This window comes from Kitasatospora sp. GP82 (genome assembly GCF_029892105.1).
Taxonomy (GTDB): domain Bacteria; phylum Actinomycetota; class Actinomycetes; order Streptomycetales; family Streptomycetaceae; genus Kitasatospora.
On record NZ_JARZAJ010000006.1, the window covers coordinates 62277 to 83404 of the forward strand.

A 21128-nucleotide genomic window follows, 5' to 3' on the forward strand; every position below is an offset into this window, starting at 1 on the left:
GCCCTAAGGACGACTGCCCACGGCCTGCTTGACCAGGGTGCGGCCGAAGTCCCACATCAGCCCGCTGCCGCGGTGGGCGTCCTCCATCACCTCGGTGAAGGCGTCGACGAAGCGGTCCACCTCGCGCTCGGTGATGATCAGCGGCGGGATCAGCTTGATGACCTCCAGGTGGTCGCCGGAGACCTGGGTGAGGATGCGGTGCCGTTGCAGCAGCGGTACCACCACCATCTGTGCGAACAGGCCCTTGCGCGCCGCCTGCAAAGCCGTCCAACCGGTGCGCAGTTTCAGCGACTTGGGGCGGCCGAACTCGATACCGATCATCAGACCGCGCCCGCGCACCTCGGCGAGCAGCTCGTACCGCTCCACCAGCGCCGCCAGCCGGGCGCGGAACAGCTCGCCGACCCGGTGGGCGTTCTCGACCACCCGCTCCTCGCGCAGCACATGCAGGGTGGCCAGACCGGCCGCCATCGCCTGGGCGTTGGAGCCGAAGCTGGCGGAGTGGACGAGCACCCGGTCCATCGAGGAGTACACCTTCTCGAAGATCCAGCCCTTGCCGAGAGTGGCTCCGATCGGCACATAGCCGCCGGAGAGCGCCTTGGCCGCGCAGACCAGGTCGGGCTGGACGCCCTCCTCGTGCTGGTAGGCGAAGAAGTCGCCGGTCCGCCCGATACCGGTCTGCACCTCGTCGCAGATCAGCAGGGCCCGGTGCTCGTGCAGCAGTTGCTGGACGGCGAGCAGCCGGCCAGGCGGGACCGCGTGCACGCCCTTGCCCTGGATCGGCTCGACGATCAGCGCCGCGACATCGCCCTTCTTCAACTCCTTTGCCAGCGCGCCGAGATCGCCGAGCGGGATGGCCGTGTCGGGCAGCAGCGGGCCGAAACCCCTACGGAAGCCGCCCTCGCCGTTGACCGAGAGCGAGCCGGCGGTCAGGCCGTGGAAGGCGTGGTCGCAGTAGAGGATGCGCGGCCGGCCGGTGGCGCAGCGCGCGAACTTGAGCGCGGTCTCGACCGCCTCCGTTCCGCTGTTGCCGAAGAACACCCGGTCCAACCCCGGTGTGTACGACAGCAGTTGTTCGGCCAGCAGACCCGGCAGCGGGGAGCAGTCGAAGCGGGTGAGGTCGGGCAGGCCGAGATCCATCACCTGGTGCACGGCCGCGCGGACCACGGGGTGGTGACGGCCGAGCGCGAAGATGCCGAACCCGGCCAGCATGTCGAGGTACTCGTTGCCTTCGGCGTCGTAGAAGTACGGGCCTTCGGCGCGCTCGTAGTACCGGTCGAAGCCGATGGCGTGCAGCATCCTGGGCAGCTGCGGATTGAGATATCTGGCGTTCAACTCGTAGCGCTCCGAGCCGCGTTCGGCGATCAGCGCCGCGAGGTCCAGGCGGTCAGCCGGCATTGGACTCGTTCACTCCTCGGGTCGGCAGCAGTTGCTTGGCGAAGACGGCGGTCTGTGCGGCCACCCCGGTGCCGCTGAGGCCGATCTCCTCCAGGATCTCGCCGCGCCCGGCGTGCGCCAGGAACTCCTGCGGGATGCCCAGATCACGCAGCGGGGTGTCCACTGCGGCGTCGCGCAGCGCCTGGGCGATCGCGGCACCGACGCCGCCGACCCGGCCGTTGTCCTCGACGGTGACCACCAGCCGGTGCGCGGCGGCGAGTTCGACCAGGGCAGGGTCCACCGGCTTGACCCAGCGCGGGTCCACCACGGTGGCGGCGAAGCCCTCGGCGAGCAGCAGCGCGGCGGCGTCCAGGCAGGCGGGGGCCATCGCGCCGACGGCGACCAGCAGGATGTCGGGCGCGGGCCCGGTGCGCTCCAGCACGTCCACGCCACCGATCCGCTCCAGTGCGGGGACGGCCGGGCCGAGGTCGCCCTTGGGGAAGCGCAGCACGGTCGGTGCGTCGTCCACCGTGACGGCCTCGCGCAGTTGGGCGCGCAGCTGCTCGGCATCGCGCGGCGCGGCGAGCCGAAGGCCGGGGACGACCTGCAGGATCGACATGTCCCACATGCCGTTGTGCGAGGCCCCGTCGCTCCCGGTGACCCCGGCCCGGTCGAGGACGAAGGTGACGCCCAGCCGGTGCAGGGCGACGTCCATCAGCACCTGGTCGAAGGCCCGGTTGAGGAAGGTCGCGTAGACGGCGACCACCGGGTGCAGCCCACCGGTGGCGAGCCCGGCGGCGCTGGCCACCGCGTGCTGCTCGGCGATGCCGACGTCGAAGATCCGCTCGGGGTACGCCTTGGCGAACGGGGCCAGCCCGACCGGCTGGAGCATCGCCGCCGTGATCGCGACGAGATCGGGCCGCTCGGCACCGAGGGCGAGCAGCTCGGTGCCGAAGACGGAGGTCCAGGAGATCCCGGCCGAGGGCGAGACGGGCAGACAGGTGTACGGGTCGATGGGGTTGACGGCGTGGAAGCGGTCGGCCTCGTCCAGTTCGGCGGGCCGGTAGCCGCGCCCCTTGACGGTGAGGCAGTGCACGATCACCGGCCCGCCGAAGTGCCTGGCCTGCCGCAGCGCCTGCTCGACGGCGCCGAGGTCGTGCCCGTCGATGGGACCCAGGTACTTCAGGCCCAGGTCCTCGAACAGCCCCTGCGGCGCGAAGGCGTCCTTGAACCCCTTCTTCGCCCCGTGCAGGGCGTCGAAGATCGGCTGCCCGACCAGCGGCGTACGTTGCAGCGCCTCCTTGCCGAGTGCCAGAAAGCGCTCGTAGCCCCGGGTGGTGCGCAGCGTGGCGAGGTGGTGCGCAAGGCCGCCGATGGTGCGGGCGTAGGAGCGCTCGTTGTCGTTGACCACGATCACCAGGGGGCGGTCCTGGGCCTCGGCGATGTTGTTGAGGGCCTCCCAGGCGAGGCCGCCGGTGAGGGCGCCGTCGCCGATCACCGCGACGGTCCTGCGGTCGGTGCGGCCGAGCAGCTGGTCGGCCTTGGCGAGGCCGTCGGCGTAGCCGAGGGCGGTGGAGGCGTGCGAGTTCTCGATCAGGTCGTGCTCGGACTCGGCGCGCGAGGGGTAGCCGGAGAGGCCGTCCTTGGCGCGCAGCCGGGAGAAGTCCTGACGGCCGGTGAGCAGTTTGTGCACATAGGCCTGGTGGCCGGTGTCCCACAGGATGCGGTCGAAGGGCGAGTCGAAGACCCGGTGCAGCGCGATGGTGAGCTCGACCACGCCGAGGTTGGGTCCGAGGTGGCCGCCGGTCCTGGTGACGGCGTCGATCAGGAAGTCCCTGATCTCCTCGGCCAGCAGGGGAAGTTCGACGTTCTCCAGGGTTCTGAGATCGGCGGGCCCCTTGATAGTGGGCAGGAGTGGCATGGCTTCACCTCGCAGCTCGGTTCGAAGCGATGACGGGCGGCCGTCGGCTCAGCGGGTGCCGCCGATGGTCTCGCGGGCGGCGCGCAGCGACTCCTTGAGCGAGCCCATGGTGGCCAGGACGGCGGTGGGTTCGTAGCCGCAGTGCGCCATGCAGTTGTCGCAGCGCGGGTCCTTGCCCCGGCCGTACTTGTCCCACTCGGTCTTCTCGATCAGCTCGCGGTACGTGGGGACGTAGCCGTCCGCCATCAGGTAGCAGGGACGCTGCCAGCCGAAGAGCGAGTAGTTGGGGATGCCCCAGGCGGTGCACTCGAAGTCCACCCGCCCCTCCAGGAAGTCCAGGAAGAGCGGGCTGTGGTTGAGCCGCCAGCGCCGCCGGTTGCCGCCGGCGAAGGCTTTGCGGAACAGCTCCCTGGTCTGTTCCACGCCGAGGAAGTGCTCTTGGTCGGGGGCCTTCTCGTAGGCGTACGCCGGGGAGATCATCATCTCGTCGACGCGCAGCTCGTCGTTGAGGTAGTCGAGCACCTCGATCACGGTCTGCGGGGTGTCGGTGTTGAAGAAGGTGCTGTTGGTGGTCACCCGGAAGCCGCGCCGCTTGGCCTCCTTGATCGCCTCCACCGCCTCGTCGAAGGTGCCCTCCTTGGCCACCGAGGCGTCGTGCCGCTCACGCAGGCCGTCGATGTGCACGGTGAAGGTGAAGTACGGCGAGGGCCTGAACCTGTCCAGCTTCTTGCGCAGCAGCAGCGCGTTGGTGCACAGGAAGACGTACTTGCGGCGGGCGACCAGCTGGCGGACGATCTCGTCGATCTGCGGGTGCATCAGCGGCTCGCCGCCCGCGATCGACACCATCGGCGCGCCGGACTCCAGCACCGCCCCGACCGCCTGCGCCACCGGCATCCGCTGCTTGAGCACCCCGGCCGGGTGCTGGATCTTCCCGCAGCCCTCACAGGCGAGGTTGCACGCGAACAGCGGCTCCAGTTCCACGATCAGCGGAAACTTCTCCCGGCGCTTCAGTTTCTGCTGCAGGAGGTAGGTGCTGACGCGAACGGACTGGCGCAGCGGCATGGCCATGACTAGCTCGCCTCCAAAGGGAGCGTCGAGGGCAGGGGTTCAAGGGCAGCAGCGGTCTGGCGGTGCCAGGCGGTGAGGGCCGGTACGACGGCCCGCAGGGTCCGCCAGGCGCGCAGCCCGGCCGGAAGGGTGCCGGGGCGGATCAGCTCGTGGTCGGGGGTGTCCACCACCACCCGCAGCACGGCGGCCGGCAGCCGGGGCCGAAGCTCGGCCCGGGCGGCGAGGACGGCGGCGGCCTCCATGTCGACGGCGAGGGCGCCCCGGGAGTTGAGCGCACGCCGCTCCGCTCCCCGCACGACATGGTCGGCGGTGTGGTGCAGGCCGGTGTGGGTGGTGAGGCCGCGGGCCTGAAGGGCTCGGGCGAGCTGTTTGGCGGAGTCCAGCGGGTGGTGGTTGCCGTCGGCGTCGCGCACGGCATCGGCGACGATCACATCGGTGGGCCGAGCGCCGGGTCCGACGGCGGCGCCGAACCCGGCCACGATCAGCGCACCGTACCCGTCCTGGCCGAGCAGTTCGCCGGCCACCCGTCTGGCCCGGCTGCGGCCGACCCCGGTCCTGGCCAGCACCGGAGGCCCGCCCACCGCCTCGCTCCAGTCACCGCCGCGCAGCGCCCACACCTCGGGGCCCAGCGCGCACACCACCAGCAGCGCCCCACCCGTCATCGCCCGTCCCCGGTCCGCGAGGTCCGCCGGGAGGCAGCGCGCCAGGGGTCCGAGGAACTGCGCGACCAGACACCCGGCTCACACAGCACCCCGCACCCCGCGAAAGTGCGCAACGAAGTCCGCCGGCCCGGCCCTGGCGCCGTATCCGCCCTCATCCAAGTCCTCCGATCCTCGGGCGGCCACGCCGATCCGGCCGTTTGGCCCGATCCTGCGGGGCATCGGCCGAGTCCGCCACCGGACTCGTCCTCATCGGTGTCCGCCCGGCACCGGGCTGCCGTGCAGATAGCGGCCGAGGGCCGTCACCGGGAAGACCAGGCGGTACAGGTGGTAGTTGATTGAGAAGTCCCACGGGAAACCGGTGCCGGTGAAGTGCGGCTCGTCCCAGGTGCCCTCCGGCAACTGGGTGCCGACCAGCCACTGCACACCCCGCTCGACCGCCTGGCTGCGCGCCCCGTCCGGGCCCTGACCGGCCGCGAGCAGCGCCATCAGCGCCCATGCGGTCTGCGAGGCGGTGGACTCGCCGCGCCCGGCCCAGCGCTCCGGCTCCTCGTACGAGCGCATGTCCTCGCCCCAGCCGCCGTCCGCGTTCTGCCGGTCCTCCAGCCAGCGCACTGCGCGCCGGACCGCGGGGTGTCCGGGCCGCACTCCGGCCGCGATCAGGGCGGGGACGACCGAGCCCGTCCCGTAGATGTAGTTGGTGCCCCAGCGGCCGAACCAGGAGCCGTCGGCCTCCTGGTTGGCGAGCAGCCAGGCGATCCCGCGCCTGGTCCGCGGGTCGCCCGCCCGGCCGACCTCGGCGAGCATCTCCACCACATGCGCGGTGACGTCCGCCGAGGGCGGGTCCACCACCTCGCCGAAGTCGCAGAACGGCAGCTTGTTGGGCAGGGTGCTGGTGTTGTCCACGTCGAAGGCGGCCCAGGCGCCGTTCCTGGACTGCATCCCGAGGTTCCACTCGACGCCGCGCCGGACGGCACCCTCCAGCCGCGCCCGGTCGGGGAAGGCCACCCGGCACAGGGCCAGTACCACCTCCGCCGTGTCGTCGATGTCGGGGTAGTTGTCGTTGTGGAACTCGAACGCCCAGCCGCCGGGGGCGAGTCCGGGCCGTTTGACGGCCCAGTCGCCGCGCCGGGTGATCTCCTCGCCGAGCATCCACTCGACGGCCGAGAGCAGGGCCGGGTGGTCGGCGGGCAGACCCGCGTCGCGCAGTGCGATGGTGGCCAGACAGGTGTCCCAGACCGGGGACTGGCACGCCTCCATCCAGCGCCGCCCGTCCTCGGTGTGCACGGTGAAGCCCTCGAAGGAGGCCAGACCGGCCTTCATCACCGGGTGGTCGAGGTCGTAGCCGAGCAGCTGAAGGGCGATCAGCGAGTAGACGGCGGGCGGCTGGATACCGCCCCAGCAGCCGTCCGCCTCCTGCCGCTCGACGATCCAGCGCCCGGCCTGCGCCAGCGCCAGCCGGCGCAGCGGCCGTACGGCGTACCGGTGGTAGATGTGCAGCGCCCTGTCCAGGCGTTCGAACAGACCGTCCCAGCTGGTCGCCGGGGCGAGCGGCCGCTGCGGGTAGGGATTGACGGGATCGGTGTGCAGCTCGGTGAGCGGGAAGGGCGCGGGACGGACCGGGCGGTGCGCCGAGACCACGGTCAGCGGTACGATCGTCTGCCGGGCCCAGCAGCCGAAGGCGTAGATGTTCAGCGGCAGCCACTTGGGCGCGAAGATGAGTTCCGGCGGCAGTTCCGGCAGCCGCTCCCAGGGCCACCAGCCGAAGAGCGCGAGCCAGATCCGGGTGAAGACGCGGGCAGCAGCGATGCCGCCGTGGGCGCGGACGTACTGAGCCGCCGCCCGCATGTGCGGATCCTGCGGGTCGTCACCGGCGAGTTTCAGCGCGACGTACGCCTCGACGGTGGCGGAGAGTTCGGGCGGGCCGCCGTGGAAGGTGGACCAGGTGCCGTCCGGCCGCTGCTGGGAGCGGATCCAGGCGGCCGTGCCGCGGGTCTGCTCCTCGGTTCTGATGCCGAGGAACTGACGCAGTAACAGATCCTCGGCATCCATGGTGACATTGGTCTCCAGATCGCCCTTCCACCAGCCTTCGGGGCTCTGGAGTGACAGCAGATGGGCCGCGGCCCTGGCGAGTGTCTCGGCCGGTGTGGCCTCGCCGGGGAGAGCACCGGGATGCTCGTCCGGCTGTCCGGGCGCCGCGGCGCCGCGCACCGGCTCGGCGTCCTCGTGCCGGACCGGGCCGAGCCCTCTGCCCGGGCGGGACGCCCCCGCGATCCGGCCGCTAGCCGGCCGTTCCGCTACCGGCGGCCGGTCGCCCACCGCGACCGGCTCGGAATCGTACTCGGGGTCGAGCCGGCCGTCCGCGGTTGCTGTCACTTGACGTCACCTCTCTCGTACCACCACGAATTCGGCGAGTGCGACGAAGTGCTCGCGCACCTCGTCGGTCATCGGCACCTCGTCCAGTGCGGCGAGGGCAGTCGTGTGCTGGCGGCGGGCCTCCTCCTGGGTCCAGGCCCGGCCGCCCGCCTCCTCGATCAGCGCCGCGCGGGCGGCGAGCACCTGCTCGCTCTCCTCGCCGCGCCCGTGCGGGTCCGCCAGCTGCTGGGCGAGACGGCGCGAGGCACTGCCGCCCTCGGCCAGGGCGGCGGCCACCGGCAGCGACTTCTTGCGCTGCCGCAGATCGCCCCAGTGCGGCTTGCCGGTCACCTCGGTGGCGCCCCAGATGCCGAGCAGGTCGTCCACGGCCTGGAAGGCCAGACCCAGGTGGTGTCCGTAGCGCTGGAGCGCGTCGGAGGTACGGTCGTCGGCCCCGGCCAGCACCGCGCCGATCGCGGAGGCGGCGGCCAGCAGAGCACCGGTCTTGCCGGCCTCCATGTCCAGGCACTCCTCGACCGTCACCGTGTCGCGCGCCTCGAATGCGACGTCCTTGGCCTGGCCGTCGATCAGCTTGCGGGTGGCGGTGGTGATCAGACGGACGGCCCGCGCGGCGTCGGCCGCGCTCGCTCCGCCGGTGACGGCGGCGTCCAGCAGCACCTCGGTGCCCAGCGTGGCCAGCGCGTCGCCGACCAGGATCGCCTGGGCAGGTCCGAACACCGTCCATGCGGTGGCCCGGTGCCGCCGGGTCTCGTCACCGTCCATCAGATCATCATGGAGGAGGGAGAAGTTGTGTACCAGCTCGACCGAGACGCCACCCGGAACCCCGGCCTCGGCCGGTGCGCCGACCGCCTGCGCCGAGAGCAGCGCCAGCGCCGGGCGGACCGCCTTGCCGCCGTCCCCCGCCATCGGAGTGCCGTCCCGGTCGATCCAGCCGAAGTGGTACGCGGCCACCGTGTCCATCGGCGCCGCCAGTCGGCCGACCGCGGCACGCAGCGGCGGGGTGCACAGGCTCCGGCCGCGCGCCAGCAGCTCAAGCACCGAAGTGGCCTCCTTGACCGATGCGGCCGATGCGGCAGAGCCGGCGCGAGCCTCCACGTACGTTCCCTCTCCATCCGGACGCCGGGCCGCGCTGGACGGCCGGCCTGGTGCGATGTCAGTAGTGCTGGGGCCCGCGGTCATCGGGGCCACCTCCCGTCGCCTCGATCGGCCGGGATCCGCCCGGCCCCGGCCAGCGCGGCGTCAGCTGCGGCGTGGCCGCTGCGCACCGCGCCCTCCATGGTCGCGGGCCAGCCGGTGGCGGTCCAGGAACCCGCCAGCAACACGCCCGGAATGTCGGTCCTGGCCTGCGGGCGCAGCCTCGCGGTGCCCGGCGCCGGGTCGAAGGTCGCGGTGCGTTCGCGGGTGACGAAGAAGTCCAGCACCTTCGCCTGCCGAGCGCCCGGGATCAGCCGCTCCAGCTCGGGCAGGTAGCGCGCCCGCAGTTCGGCCACCGGCAGGTCGATCTCCTCGCGCGCGTCGGACTGCGAGAGCGCCAGGTACTGCGCCCCCGGCACGGCCAGGCCCGAGTGTGCCGTTCGGTCGAAGACCCACTGCACGGGTGAGCCGAGCGCCGCGAAGAACGGGCGGCGCAGCAGCCGGCGGTCGTAGATCACATGCACATTGAGGATCGGCGCGGTGCCGAACTCGCCGAGCCGCTCCTGCCGGGGCACGGCGCCGGGCGGAAGCAGGGCGGCCGCGCTGTCCTGGGCGCCCGCCAGCACCACGGTGTCCGCGGTGAGCAGTTCGCCGCCCTCCAGCCGCACCGCGTGCTGTCCGGCGGGCTTGAGCTCAGCGGCACGGCTGCGCAGCAGTACCCGGACGCCCAGGCGCTCCAGCTCGGCCAGCGCGGCGTCGTGGTGGATCGCGCCGAGCGGGACGGCGGCCATACCGATGTCGGAGGCTCCGGGGTCGGAGAGCAGACCGGTCTTGAAGACCATCGCGGCCAGTGCGAGCGAGGTCTGGTCGGCGGTGGCGTTCAGGGTGGCGACACCGACCAGGTCCCAGAGGGCGGCCAGGGTCGCCGGGGTCTGGCCGTGGCTGCGCAGCCAGTCGCCGAAGGAGATCTCGTCGAGCGCCGGGTCGGCCAGGTCGAGGCCCTTGAGCGCGAGCGCCGCGCGGACCACCCGGAGCCGGTCGGCGGGCCCGAGGTGCGGGTATCCGGCCAGGCTGCGGGTGAGGTGCAGTGGTACGGGCAGGGCGTCCCGGCGCAGCCGGCCGAAGGTGCGGCTGCCGTCGGCGCCGAGGCCGAGCACGGGGACGTCCAGGCGTGGCTGAAGATCCACCAGTCGGCCCGCGCCCAGCCGGTCGATCAGGCCGCGGTAGGCGGTGCAGCAGCGCAGGAAGACGTGCTGGCCGTTGTCCACGGTCAGTTCGCCCCGGTTGAAGGAGAAGGCGAGGCCGCCGAGCCTGGGACGGCCCTCCAGCAGGGTGACCTGCTGCCCGGCCTCGGCCAGCCGCAGCGCGGCGGTGATCCCGGCCAGGCCGCCGCCGACCACTACGGCGGTGCGGCGAGGGGAAGCCGGCCGTACCGTCATCTGCGCCACCCCCTGCCGTCGTTCCGCTGTCGACTCGTGGACACTCCGTGCCCGCTCATGGCCGCCGTGTACCCGTCAGGGGGAAGCGAGCATCTGTCCGCAGACGCCGACAGGACACCGGTCCGTGACGTTGCGCTGACACAGCGTGACATAACTTCCGAGAGAATCAAGAACGCCCTCCGGCGAGCCCGGACAGCGCCACGTATGCCTTCTCCCAGCCGGGCAACGAGACACGGCCCCGCAGCACCGACTCGGGATCGGCGGCGATCCGGCCGAGCAACCGGTGGTAGATGCCCGCCATCGCGGCGGTGGCGGCCCGGCTGCGGCGGTCCAGCATCGGCAGCAGCCGCAGGCCCTCCTCGAAGCAGCCCTGGGCCCGCGCTGCCTCGAAGGCGATCAGGCCGGTGAAGTCGGCGCCGATCGGCGGTCCTGGCAGTGCGAAGCCCTGCTCGCAACCGAACCTGACCAGGTCCTCGGTGGGCAGGTAGGTGCGGCCGTTGAGGGCGTCCTCGCGCAGGTCGCGCAGGATGTTGGTGAGCTGGAGTGCCAGGCCCAGGGTGTCGGCGTACTCGGCGCCGAGCTCGGGGTCCTCGCAGCCGTACACACCGATCGAGAGCCGGCCGATCGAACCCGCCACACAGCGGCAGTAGACCTTGAGGTCCTCGAAGGTGCGGTACTCGGCGCCCTTGAGGTCCATCTGGACGCCGTCGATGAGCTCGTCGAGGGCGCCGAGCGGGATCGGGAAACGCCGGGCGGCGTCGGCCAGTGCGACCTTGATCGGGTCGGTGTCGTCCACGTCGACACTGCCCGAGCGGATCTCGTCCAGCAGGTCGCGGGTGCGCGCGAGCTGCTCGGCCTTGCGCTCGGGCGGCAGATCGCCGTCCCCGATGTCGTCGATCCGGCGGGCGAGCGCGTAGAGCGCGGACATGGCGTACCGCTTGGCCTCCGGAAGGAGCCGGATGCCATAGCTGAAATTACGGGCCTGCAGGGCGGTGACCGCCTCGCAGTACCGGTACGCCGCCATGACCTGAGCGGACGCCAGTGGTGATGCCGCCACGCGGGCGTTCACCTTCCCTTCGCGAAGAGTCTCGCCGCCTTCGCTGCAAGGCGGCGCTTGTCCGGCTTCGGCTGCTGGGCCAGGACGTCGTACCCGGCGGCCTCGATGGCCTCCAAAGTCGCGTACCCGCCTGCGGTGAATCCCGCCAGGAGCAGCCGGAGCCTCCCGGAAACCGTACCTACCAGCGGCGCACCATGATCGAGCAGGGTCCGCGCCCGCTCGGCCTCGAAGGCCACCAGCTCCCGGACCCGGGGACCTGCGGTGGGACTGGCGAGGTCGTGCTCACTGACGCCGAAGCGCTCCAGGTCCTCGGTGGGCAGGTAGATCCGGCCGCGGCCGAAGTCCTCGGCGACGTCCTGGAGGTGCTCGACCACCTGGAGGGCGCTGCAGATCGCGTCGGAGTACGCCACGCGCTCCGGCGTGGAGACGCCCGCGATGGAGAGCACCAGGCGGCCGACCGGGTCGGCGGAGAGGGTGCAGTAGCCGAGCAGGTCGCGGTAGGCCGGGTAGCGGGCGACGCTCTGGTCGACCCGGTTGGCCTCGATCAGGCGGCGGAAGGGCTCGGGCGTGAGCGCATGCCGGCCGACCAGCGGGACGAGCGCGCGCATCAGGGGGTGGCGGGGGGCTGCGGCGGACGGGGTGAGGGCCGCTTCGAAGGCACGGCCCAGATCGCGTTCGAGCCCGTCCAGCAGGGCCAGCCGGAAGGCGGTCTCGCCTTCGTCCGAACGGGTGACCGAAGCCTGCTCCGGTACGCCCAGCAGCCGGGCGACCCCGGCGGGGTCGGCCAGGTCGCCGTCACCCGTGTCGTCCACCAGGCGGGCGAAGCCGTAGACCGCCATCAGGTCCGTACGCCAGGCGGCGGGCAGGAAGAAGGGCGCGACCGGGAAGTTCTCCAGGTCCGCCTTGTCGAGCGTACTGCCGTATGTCTGGTTATCGGATTTAGTCGAAGCCGCCACTACCGTCACTCCCCCGTTCTACACCGGTCCGGTCCATCGGCCCATATCGGACACGCGCCCGAGGGCCCGGCACAGCCGAAGGGCCGGTACCAGGGCGTTCAGCCCCGGCACCGGCCCCCGCCGTGCCACGCGCGCCCGGATGCTCAGGCGCGGTTGTGCTTCTCGTACGCGCTGACGACCTCGTCGGTGTGGCCGTCCATGACGAGCTCACCCTTCTCGATCCAGATGGTGCGCTCGCAGGTGTCCCGGATCGCCTTGTTGTTGTGGCTGACCAGGAAGACCGTACCGGCCCCCTGGCGGAGCTCACGGATCCGGGCCTCGCTGCGCTTCTGGAACTTCTGGTCACCGGTGGCGAGCGCCTCGTCGATGAGCAGCACGTCATGGGTCTTGGCCGCCGCGATGGAGAACCGCAGACGGGCCGCCATGCCCGAGGAGTAGGTGCGCATCGGCAGCGAGATGAAGTCGCCCTTCTCGTTGATGCCCGAGAAGTCGACGATCTCCTGGTAGCGGCTCTTGACCTCCTCCGGGGTCATGCCCATGGCCAGGCAGCCCAGGATGACGTTGCGGTCACCGGTCAGGTCGTTCATCAGCGCGGCGTTCACGCCCAGCAGCGAGGGCTGGCCGTTGGTGTAGATGGCGCCCCTCTCGGGCGGCAGCAGGCCCGCGATGGCCGCCAGCATGGTGGACTTGCCGGAGCCGTTCGAGCCGATCAGACCGACGGCCTCACCCTTGTACGCGGTGAAGCTCAGGCCGCGCACGGCGTGCACCTCGCGGATGGAGGGCGAGCGCTTGCGCGAGACCAGCCGGCTCAGCGCCGAGGTGGCGCTGCCCTTGCCGGAGCCGGCGCCGTGCACCTTGTAGACGATGTGGACGTTGTCCACGACCACGGTCGGGACGCGGGCGGGATCGGTCGTCGCAGTGTTCGGGACGTCCCGCTGCGCCTCACGGAAGTTGCTCATCGCGATGTCAGCCACGGCCGTACTCCTCCTCTGCCTTCCAAAAGAACACGAACCCGACCGCGAAGGCCACCACGGCCCAGACACCGGCGGTGAGCCACACGTGGTGCGGCAGCGTCAGGTGCTGCGCCAGGGCGTGGCCCGCGGCGTCCTTGCCACCGTGGTAGATGTGCTTGTTGAAGCTGTCCGGCATGAACGCGTAGCGCATCAGGTCCATGTAGATCGTGGCCGGGTTCAGCGCCATGATCGTCTTGGCCAGCGGCGGCCAGCTCGCGATGGCGCTCTGGATGCTGTACATGACGCCGGAGACGTACATCCAGGTGCGCAGGATGAACGGCATCAGCTGGGAGATGTCCGAGGCCTTGGAGCCGACCCGGGCCATGATCAGGGCCAGACCGGTGTTGAACAGGCACTGGAGCAGCAGCGCCGGGATGATCAGCAGCCAGGTCATGTGCGGCATCTGGCCGTTCGCCAGCACGATGCCGACCAGGACGACCATCGAGATCAGCAGCTGCTGGAGCTGGATCACGGTGAAGGCCACCGGCATACAGGCCCGGGGGAAGTGCAGCGCCCGGATCAGGCCGAGGTTGTCGGCGATCGACCGGGTGCCGGACTGGACGGCGCTCTGCGAGAACTGGAAGACGAAGACGCCGACGCACAGCCAGGCGAGGTAGACCGGGACGCTGTCCCGGCTCTTCATCATCACACCGAAGACCAGGAAGAACACCGAGCAGTTGAGCAGCGGCGTGAGAACCTGCCACACCTGGCCCAGCTTGGCGGTCGTGTACTGAGCGACCAGGCGGGCCGTGGCGAAGGCAAGGATGAAGTGGCGCCGCGCCCACAGCTGCCTCACGTACGTGGGAAGGCTGGGCCGCTTGCCGCTGACCGCCAGGCCGTACTTGGCCGCGAGCTGCTTGGGGGTCAGGCCCGCATCAGCCCCACTCGGTGTGGAGAGGCTGAAGTCACTCACTGTTGACACATTCGTCCTTCGCGGGATCGGGTGGCCGACCCGCCTCCGGGGGGAACGGCGGCGGACCGGGCGGATCCACAGGGATCTCGGGGGATTGTCCGGTCGGCAGTGGGGCTGCCGACTGCTGCGATCAGATGATTGGCGGTCTGCCCAACCTGCTCAGTCGCCATACAGTACGCCATCGCATTGGCCGTCGCGGACCGCAGGGTTCGCTCCAGCCGGCCCGGAAACCGCCCACCCAGGACTTCAGCGCGTCGCCCGAAGGACGGCGTGCCAGGGTGAGCAGCAACCAGGTTCCCAAGTAGAGAGGCACGAACGGGGTGGGAAGGTTCCGTCGCGCCAGCCACACCCGGTTCCGGGCCACGTTGTGGAAGTACGTGGCATGCCGGGCCGGGGAGGTCGTGGGGTGGTGCAGCACGATGTCCGCGCGGTAGTCGATCTCCCAGCCGGCGTCCAGCGCCCGCCAGGCGAGGTCGGTCTCCTCGTGCGCGTAGAAGAACTCTCCGGGCAGTTGCCCGGCCTGGGTGAAGACCGTGCTCCGGACGGCACTCGCGCCGCCGAGGAAGGTGGTCACCCGGGACGACCGCAGCGGGTCGCTGGCCCGCAGCCGGGGGACGTGCCGGCGCTGGGTGACGCCGGTGTCCGGGTCGGCGATGCGGAAGGACACGATGCCGAGCTCGGGGTCGGCGGTGAACGCCTCCCGCAGCAGCCGGGCGGAGTCCTTGTTCGGGAGCAGCCCGTCGTCGTCCAGGAAGAGGACGGCGTCCACCTCCTGGCCGTTGCGGCCGAAGAGCTCGATGCCGACGTTGCGCCCGCCCGGGATGCCGAGGTTCTCGGGCAGCTCGACGGTGCGTACGCCCGCCGGGAGGGGCGGCAGCGCGGCACCGTTGCCGACCACCGCCAGCTCGACGGCGGGGCCCTCCTGGTTCAGGACCGAGTCGATCAGGGCGTTCAGCTCGGCCGGGCGGTTGCCCATCGTGATGATGACCGCCCCGAGCCGGAAGTCCTCGGCGCCCGAGCCGGCAGCCGCACTCATCGCAGCCTGCTGGAGAGGACGATGCTGAGCAGGTGCAGGACCGTCTGCAGCATGGCGATGGCGGCCAAGACCACGACCGCGAGGCGGGTGAAGAGCAGCCCGCCGTGCACGGCGTCGGCGATACCGGCGGCCAGGATGAACAGCGACGCCTCGACGGCGCCGACCAGGCGGTGGAACTTCAGGAAGGAGGCGGCCTTGCGCGCCTTGGCGACGCCCGAGGAGCGGGGCACCGATGCGCTGTCCTCGACGGCGGTCATCCCGCTGCGGGCGCGGGCGACGTCGACCAGGTCCGTCTCGGACTTGATCAGGATCGCGCCGAGCGCGGCCAGCGTGCCGAGGAAGGCCCACTCCCACTGCGAGGTGCTGCCCTCGCGGTGCAGCAGGTCGCTGGCCCGCAGGCCGAGTCCGGTGAGCAGTGCGGCCTCGGACATGTAGTGGCCGACCCGGTCCAGGTACACACCGGTGAGCGAGGTCTGCCGCCGCCAGCGGGCGACCTCGCCGTCCACGCAGTCCAGCAGCAGGTAGACCTGGATCAGGAAGGCGCCCAGGACGGCCCCCGCGATACCCGGGACGACCAGCGCGGCACCGGCCAGGACGCCGGTGAACATCATCAGGTAGGTCAGACCGTTGGGCGTGATCGCCGTCATGGTGGAGAGCAGCCGGGTGATCCGCAGGGAGATCTGCCGCATGTACCAGCGGCCCGCCCAGTGCTCGGCGCTGCGGCGCTGGAGCATCCCCTCCGGGTGGATGACGGCCCTCAGCTCCTCGATCGAGGGCCGGACCGTGAGGTCGACCGCGGGGCGGTCAGCTGTTGACGGCTTGGACATAGTCGGCGTACGCGTCCCTGATGTCGGATGGGGAGAGATCGAGGTGTTCCAGGATGGTGAAACGTCCCGGACGGGTGTTCGGAGCGTAGTGCACCGCCTTGGTGAACTCCGCCTCGGTGAAGTCGATCTGAGCCGCGGTCACCGGCAGTCCGTGGAACCGCAGTCGGTCCACGATCAGGCCGGTCAGCTCGCGCTCGCCGCGCAGGAAGCTGGCGAAGGCCGCGCCGAGGCCGACCTGCTCGCCGTGCTGGGCCGAGCGCTTGGGGTACAGCACGTCAAGGGCGTGCGAGATCTCGTGGCAGGCGCCCGAGGACGGGCGGGTGCTGCCGGCGATGTTCATCGCGATGCCGGACAGTACCAGGGCTTCCGTCAGGCAGGTCAGCAGGTCCTGGTCTGCGAGCGAGCCCGGGTGGCGGAGCATGTTCTCCCCGGCCGAGCGGGCCATCGCGACCGCGAGGCCGTCCACCTTCTCGCCGGTGACGGTCTGCGAGAGCTCCCAGTCGGCGCAGGCCGAGATGTTGGAGATCACGTCGCCGATGCCGGACGCGACGAAGCGCGGCGGCGCCTTGGCGATGACGTCCAGGTCCACCACGATCCCGATCGGGCTGGGCACCCCGTAGGAGCCTCGGCCCGCGTCGTTGTCGAGGATGGAGACCGGCGAGCAGATGCCGTCGTGCGCCAGGTTGGTGGCCACCGCGACCAGCGGCAGGCCGACCCGGGCGGCGGCGTACTTCGCCGCGTCGATGATCTTGCCGCCACCGAGGCCGATGATGGCGTCGAAGTGGCCGGCACGCATCGCGTCGGCAAGGCGTACGGCGCTGTCGAGGCTGCCGTCGGCGACCTCGAACCACTCGGCGTCCGGGAGCAGCGGTTCCAGCCGCTCCCGGAGCACCGTGCCCGAGCCGTTGCTGATGGCCACCGCTATCCGTCCCGAGGAGGACAGACGCTGGTCGGCGAGGATGCCGCCGAGCGCGTCCAGCGCGCCCGGGCGGATCTCGACGAAGACCGGCGACGGGACCAGCCGGGTCAGTACTGGCACGCGATCTCCCGCGCCTTGTTGAGGTCGTCGTGGTTGTCGACCTCGACCCAGGAGACCTGGCCGATCGGCTGCACGTCGATGCGCAGGCCCCGGTTGACCATCTCCTGGTAGCCGTCCTCGTAGTAGAGCTGCGGGTCGCGCTCGAAGGTGGCCTTCAGGGCGTCGCTCAGGTCGGCGGCGGCGGCGGGGTTGATGATCGTGACACCGATGTACTCGCCGGTCGCTTCGGCCGGGTCCATCAGCTTGGTGATCTTCTGCATGCCCTTGGCCTGGTCGACGACGACCTTCATCTCCTCGTCGGCCAGCTTCTTCACGGTGTCCAGGGCGAGCAGTATGCCGGGGGCGTTGCCCTCCTTGATCATCCGGTCGTTGCCGTCCAGCATGGTGCGCTGGACCGCGGCCGGGTGCACGGTGTCGCCGTTGGCGAGCAGCAGGCCCTCGGCGAAGAGGTCACGGGCGCACCAGAGGGAGTAGGCGTTGTTCCACTCCTCGGCCTTGTCGTTCTCGACCAGGGTGAGCTTGACGCCGTACTTCTGCTCCAGGGCGTCCTTACGGTCGTACACCGCCTCCTTGCGGTACCCCACCACGATGGCCGCCTCGCGCAGGCCGACCTCGGCGAAGTTGCCGAGAGTGAGGTCCAGGACGGTCCGCTCCCCGTCGACCGGCACCAGCGCCTTGGGCAGGGTGTCGGTGTACGGGCGGAGCCGGCGGCCGGCGCCGGCTGCCAGAACGAGGCCGATCATGCGGTGTCTCCTGATTCATCGTGTTCTGCGGTGGCGTCGCCGAGGACCCAGAAATGGATGCTCTCGGCGACCACGACCAGGGCGAGCAGGCCCGCGAGGGCCACCAGGACTACCTCCAGGGCGTTCGCCCCGGCACTCTGGTGCCCGAGCGGTCCCTCCGGGCTGCCGTGGTAGACGAGCGCCGCCACCAGGGTGACGAGCAGTGCCCGGCCTTCCTGCCCGCCGGTCACTCGCACCAGCCACCTGGCGGGCGCTCCGGTGCCGCCGCGGAGGCGGTACACCGTGTCGTAGTGATGGTAGGCGACCGCGGCGACCAGCCCGAACGCGGCCGGGAGGGCAGCGATGTCGAGCCGCAGCGCGAGCGCCAGCACCGCCAGGTACTCCCCGGCCCGGAAGAAGGCGGGGGCGAGCCAGTCCAGGGCGCCGGTGAGCTTACGGGCCAGGACGAGGGAGGTCAGCAGGACATAGCCGCCGCCGGCGGCGACCGCCTGCCAGGTACCCGCGGACAGATAGACGGCGACCGGCAGCCCGGCCGCGGCCACGGCGGCCAGCAGCGGTACGGCGAGTGCGGGCAGGCGGCGCGCGATCGGGCGCAGGACCGGGGCCAGCAGCTCGGTCAGCGGGCCGCCGTCGCCGAGGATCGCTACCTCGCGGGCAGCCCGGTCCGCACGGGGGCGGCGGCGGTTGACCGAGCGCAGGACCCGACCCGCGGTGGTGTAGCAGCAGGCCAGGGCGCAGCCGATGAGCAGCACGGTCAGCGTGATGCGGGGAGTCGTACAGGCGGTGAGCAGAGCTATCAGGGCCCAGCGCTCGCCGATCGGCAGCACGATGATCCGGCGGGCCCAGACCGTCCAGCCGACCCGGTCGAGGCGGCTGGAGAGCTGCGCGGTGGGACTGGAGTTGGCGCCCTGCTGCTTGCTGCCGGCCGTGACGGGGTTGCGGGCGGTCTCCTGGTCGGCCGCCATGAACGCGAAGTCCACACTGTGCCGGAAGGTCATCAGGGCCATCGCGGCGAGCGACAGCGCCCAGACGTCGTCGCCGGTGCGGGTCGCGCCCAGGGCCAGACCCGCGTAGAAGGCGTACTCCTTGGCCCGGTCGAAGGTGGCGTCCAGCCAGGCCCCTACGGTGGAGTACTGCAGCGAGTAGCGGGCCAGCTGGCCGTCGGTGCAGTCCAGCACGAAGGAGGCGAGCAGCAGCACCCCGGCGGCTATGTAGCCACCGCGGGAACCGGTCGCCGCCACGCCTGCCGCGAGCAGGGCGACCAGCAGCGAGCCGGTGGTCACCTGGTTCGGGGTGAGACCGCGCCGGGCGCACCAGCGGGCAATGTAGCGCGAGTACGGGCTGACGCAGAAGGTGGTGAAGAAGCCGTCCCTGGCCTTCACCGCCCGGCGCAGTCGGACCGCCTCCTCGTCCACCTGGGCCACGGCGGCGCGGGCGGCGTGCAGCTCGCTCTCCGTACCGGGCACGGTGGCGACCAGGGTGCCGAGCTCGGGGCGCTGGACGGCCAGGCCGCGCTGCGCGAGAACGTCGGCGATGAGGTCGGGCAGCGGGCGGTGGGACGGCGACTGCTGCTCGGCCCAGCCGTACCGGGCGGTGCCGTACGGGTCGGTGCCGTCGGGGGCAACGCCGTACTCGCCGGTGCCGTAGTCGCCGGTGCCGTACTCGTCCGTGCCGTAACCGCCGGCGCGGTACTCGCCGACGCTGTACGGGTCGGTGGCGCGCTGGTGGGGAAGCTGCTGCTCGGCGCTCAGGTGCTGGACGGCCGAGGCGAGGGCCGCGCGGGCCTCGGTGCCACAGGCCACCACGGCGCCGGGGACGGCCGAGGCCGGGAAACGCGGGTCGGTGAGCGCCAGCCGGAGCGCGTGGCGGTGTCCGACGAAGCCCGCGTCCACGACGGCGAGCCGCTCGTCCGGGCCGACCGAGGCGATCGCCGCGGCCAGCTGCCCGGCGTCATGGGCGTGCAGTACCCGGCGGAAGCCGATGGCCGCGAGGTCCGCGCCCAGCTCGCCCGGCGCGCTCGGCGCGTCTGCGGACGGCCCGGACGCCTCCAGCGTCGCGGCCGCCGATGCGGCGGCGAACGGCCTGGTGGTGACCGCTGGGCCGGCCGTGGGCACGGTCGCAGTGGCTTGTCGGCCACGGCCGGGCTCGGCGGGCCTTCCCTGCGCGAGCAGCTCGGGGCCGGTCACGATCACAGTGGACAGCGGAACTCACTCCCTGGCGATGGTGTGCGGTCCGGCCACAACGGTGTGCGGAGGGACGAGTGGGGTCTGGACGTACAGATGCTGCGGCAGGCGGTACCGGACCGAACGTTTCCGGGGACCAAGCGCACCGATCGAGGCTACCGGACGGGTGATTCGCCCTCGAAATGGCAGCACGCAGCGCTTATCCGCAGCTGACGCACCCGGACCGCGCAGATCATCATTCCGGACCGTATGCCCTGCCTTCAAGCCGCCCACCTGCCGCTACAAGACCGTGACCTGACAACTCAGCAGACAGAAAGTGAACCGGCCAGGACCGAGTCGGTCACGAATCGAACACTCTACCGAGTGATTCGGCCCTTCCATGCCGCGGTGTGCGTCGAATCGTTCGACCCCCGAGGGCATGGGGCAGACTGGGCCACCGACGCAACCCCGTGCCGAAAGAGGCCCCATGGCGGAGAGCCGACCGACCAGCCAGACGCAGTTCGCTAACGAGAGCACGGCAGCCTCGCCGTCGAACTCGCCAGCCCCGGAGATCCTGCTGGAACTCGTCGATGACGACGGTGTGACCATTGGCACTGCCGAGAAGCTCTCGGCGCACCAGCAGCCGGGCCGCCTGCACCGCGCCTTCTCGGTCTTCCTGTTCGACCGTCAGGGACGGCTGCTGCTGCAGCGCCGCGCGCTGAGCAAGTACCACTCCCCCGGTGTCTGGTCCAACACCTGCTGCGGCCACCCGTACCCCGACGAGCCTCCCTTCGTGGCGGCCGCACGCCGTACCGCCGAGGAGCTCGGCGCCGCCCCCGCACTGCTCTGCGAGGCCGGCACGGTCAGGTACGACCTGCCGGACGCGGCCTCGGGCCTGATCGAGCGCGAATGGAACCACCTGTTCGTCGGCCTGATCACCGCGCCGCTCGACCCGGACCCCGAGGAGGTGGACGACACCCGCTTCGTCACCGCGCAGGAGCTGAAGGACCTGGAGGCGCAGAAGCCGTTCTCCGTGTGGTTCCGCACGGTCTTCGAGGCCGCGCTCCCCGGTATCCGGGAGATCGCCGGGCGGGACTGGTAGCCGAGGCTTCCTCCCGCTCTCCCGTCTCACCTTCCACTCAGGCCCTCCCGCGATTCACGGCGATTTCTCATGCTGGCGATCGCGCCCGGTCCTCGCGCCGGCTCCCGTGCCGGTGCTCGCGCCAGCTCCCGTGCCGGTTCTCATGCCGGCCAGAGGCCGCCGCTCGGCAGACCGTCCAGGACTGCGAGCGGCTCGGACTCGGCCCCGGCCCCGGCCCCGGCTTCAGCCCCGGCCCGGCGAGAGGGCGCTTCCGCCTCGCCGCCGGTGTCCTCGTCCTCCTCACTGCCCGCCTCGCCCGTGCGCGCGGCG

General features: G+C 71.4%; 17 protein-coding genes. 1 reads left to right on the forward strand and 16 read right to left on the reverse strand.

Annotation, left to right across the window (positions count from 1 at the left end; genetic code table 11):
• Window positions 1-3: 3 nt before the first annotated feature.
• From P3T39_RS08115 to P3T39_RS08190, 16 genes are all read right to left on the reverse strand, one after another.
• Entirely contained in the window at window positions 4-1395 is a 1392-nt protein-coding gene (locus P3T39_RS08115; RefSeq protein ID WP_280696685.1) for an aspartate aminotransferase family protein, read from the reverse strand.
• Window positions 1385-3295 carry a 1-deoxy-D-xylulose-5-phosphate synthase gene (dxs, locus tag P3T39_RS08120; protein ID WP_280696686.1) on the reverse strand — a complete coding sequence of 637 codons (1911 nt, stop codon included), beginning with the start codon at window positions 3293-3295 and terminating at the stop codon, window positions 1385-1387. The genes P3T39_RS08115 and dxs overlap by 11 nt, the downstream gene beginning before the upstream one ends.
• A 48-nt stretch (window positions 3296-3343) precedes the next feature.
• Window positions 3344-4363, reverse strand: a complete 1020-nt coding sequence (hpnH, locus tag P3T39_RS08125) for an adenosyl-hopene transferase HpnH (protein WP_280696687.1) — start codon at window positions 4361-4363, stop codon at window positions 3344-3346.
• 2 nt (window positions 4364-4365) lie between these two features.
• On the reverse strand, window positions 4366-5025 hold the full coding sequence (locus tag P3T39_RS08130) for a 1-hydroxy-2-methyl-2-butenyl 4-diphosphate reductase (protein WP_280696688.1): 660 nt from the start codon (window positions 5023-5025) through the stop codon (window positions 4366-4368).
• Between the two features lie 246 nt (window positions 5026-5271).
• The gene (shc, locus tag P3T39_RS08135) at window positions 5272-7398 is read right to left on the reverse strand and encodes a squalene--hopene cyclase (protein WP_280696689.1); all 2127 of its coding nucleotides are present in this window, start codon (window positions 7396-7398) and stop codon (window positions 5272-5274) included.
• A 6-nt stretch (window positions 7399-7404) separates the two neighbouring features.
• Window positions 7405-8436 (reverse strand): polyprenyl synthetase family protein, encoded by a 1032-nt coding sequence (locus tag P3T39_RS08140; RefSeq protein ID WP_280696690.1) that lies wholly within the window; start codon window positions 8434-8436, stop codon window positions 7405-7407.
• A 137-nt stretch (window positions 8437-8573) separates the two neighbouring features.
• Window positions 8574-9971: a hydroxysqualene dehydroxylase HpnE gene (hpnE, locus tag P3T39_RS08145; RefSeq protein WP_280696691.1), complete on the reverse strand. Its 1398-nt coding sequence runs from the start codon at window positions 9969-9971 to the stop codon at window positions 8574-8576.
• A gap of 166 nt (window positions 9972-10137) precedes the next feature.
• A complete protein-coding gene (gene hpnD, locus P3T39_RS08150; RefSeq protein ID WP_280696843.1) occupies window positions 10138-10995 on the reverse strand; it encodes a presqualene diphosphate synthase HpnD in 858 nt (285 codons plus the stop codon).
• A 41-nt stretch (window positions 10996-11036) separates the two neighbouring features.
• Window positions 11037-11984: a squalene synthase HpnC gene (hpnC, locus tag P3T39_RS08155; protein ID WP_280696844.1), complete on the reverse strand. Its 948-nt coding sequence runs from the start codon at window positions 11982-11984 to the stop codon at window positions 11037-11039.
• Window positions 11985-12127: 143 nt separating this feature from the next.
• On the reverse strand, window positions 12128-12943 hold the full coding sequence (locus tag P3T39_RS08160; RefSeq protein WP_280696845.1) for an ABC transporter ATP-binding protein: 816 nt from the start codon (window positions 12941-12943) through the stop codon (window positions 12128-12130).
• A 7-nt stretch (window positions 12944-12950) separates the two neighbouring features.
• Window positions 12951-13919 (reverse strand): ABC transporter permease, encoded by a 969-nt coding sequence (locus P3T39_RS08165; protein ID WP_280696692.1) that lies wholly within the window; start codon window positions 13917-13919, stop codon window positions 12951-12953.
• 121 nt (window positions 13920-14040) lie between these two features.
• On the reverse strand, window positions 14041-14946 hold the full coding sequence (locus tag P3T39_RS08170) for a glycosyltransferase (RefSeq protein ID WP_280696693.1): 906 nt from the start codon (window positions 14944-14946) through the stop codon (window positions 14041-14043).
• Window positions 14943-15680, reverse strand: a complete 738-nt coding sequence (locus P3T39_RS08175; protein ID WP_280696846.1) for a CDP-alcohol phosphatidyltransferase family protein — start codon at window positions 15678-15680, stop codon at window positions 14943-14945. Before P3T39_RS08175 ends, P3T39_RS08170 begins: the two co-directional genes overlap by 4 nt.
• A gap of 70 nt (window positions 15681-15750) precedes the next feature.
• On the reverse strand, window positions 15751-16812 hold the full coding sequence (locus P3T39_RS08180) for an iron-containing alcohol dehydrogenase family protein (protein WP_280696694.1): 1062 nt from the start codon (window positions 16810-16812) through the stop codon (window positions 15751-15753).
• On the reverse strand, window positions 16800-17555 hold the full coding sequence (locus P3T39_RS08185; protein ID WP_280696695.1) for a phosphocholine cytidylyltransferase family protein: 756 nt from the start codon (window positions 17553-17555) through the stop codon (window positions 16800-16802). Before P3T39_RS08185 ends, P3T39_RS08180 begins: the two co-directional genes overlap by 13 nt.
• Window positions 17552-19519 carry a DUF5941 domain-containing protein gene (locus tag P3T39_RS08190; RefSeq protein WP_280696847.1) on the reverse strand — a complete coding sequence of 656 codons (1968 nt, stop codon included), beginning with the start codon at window positions 19517-19519 and terminating at the stop codon, window positions 17552-17554. Before P3T39_RS08190 ends, P3T39_RS08185 begins: the two co-directional genes overlap by 4 nt.
• A 685-nt stretch (window positions 19520-20204) precedes the next feature.
• Here P3T39_RS08190 and idi point away from each other — a divergent pair.
• Window positions 20205-20819: an isopentenyl-diphosphate Delta-isomerase gene (gene idi / locus P3T39_RS08195; RefSeq protein WP_280696696.1), complete on the forward strand. Its 615-nt coding sequence runs from the start codon at window positions 20205-20207 to the stop codon at window positions 20817-20819.
• Window positions 20820-21128 lie beyond the last annotated feature (309 nt).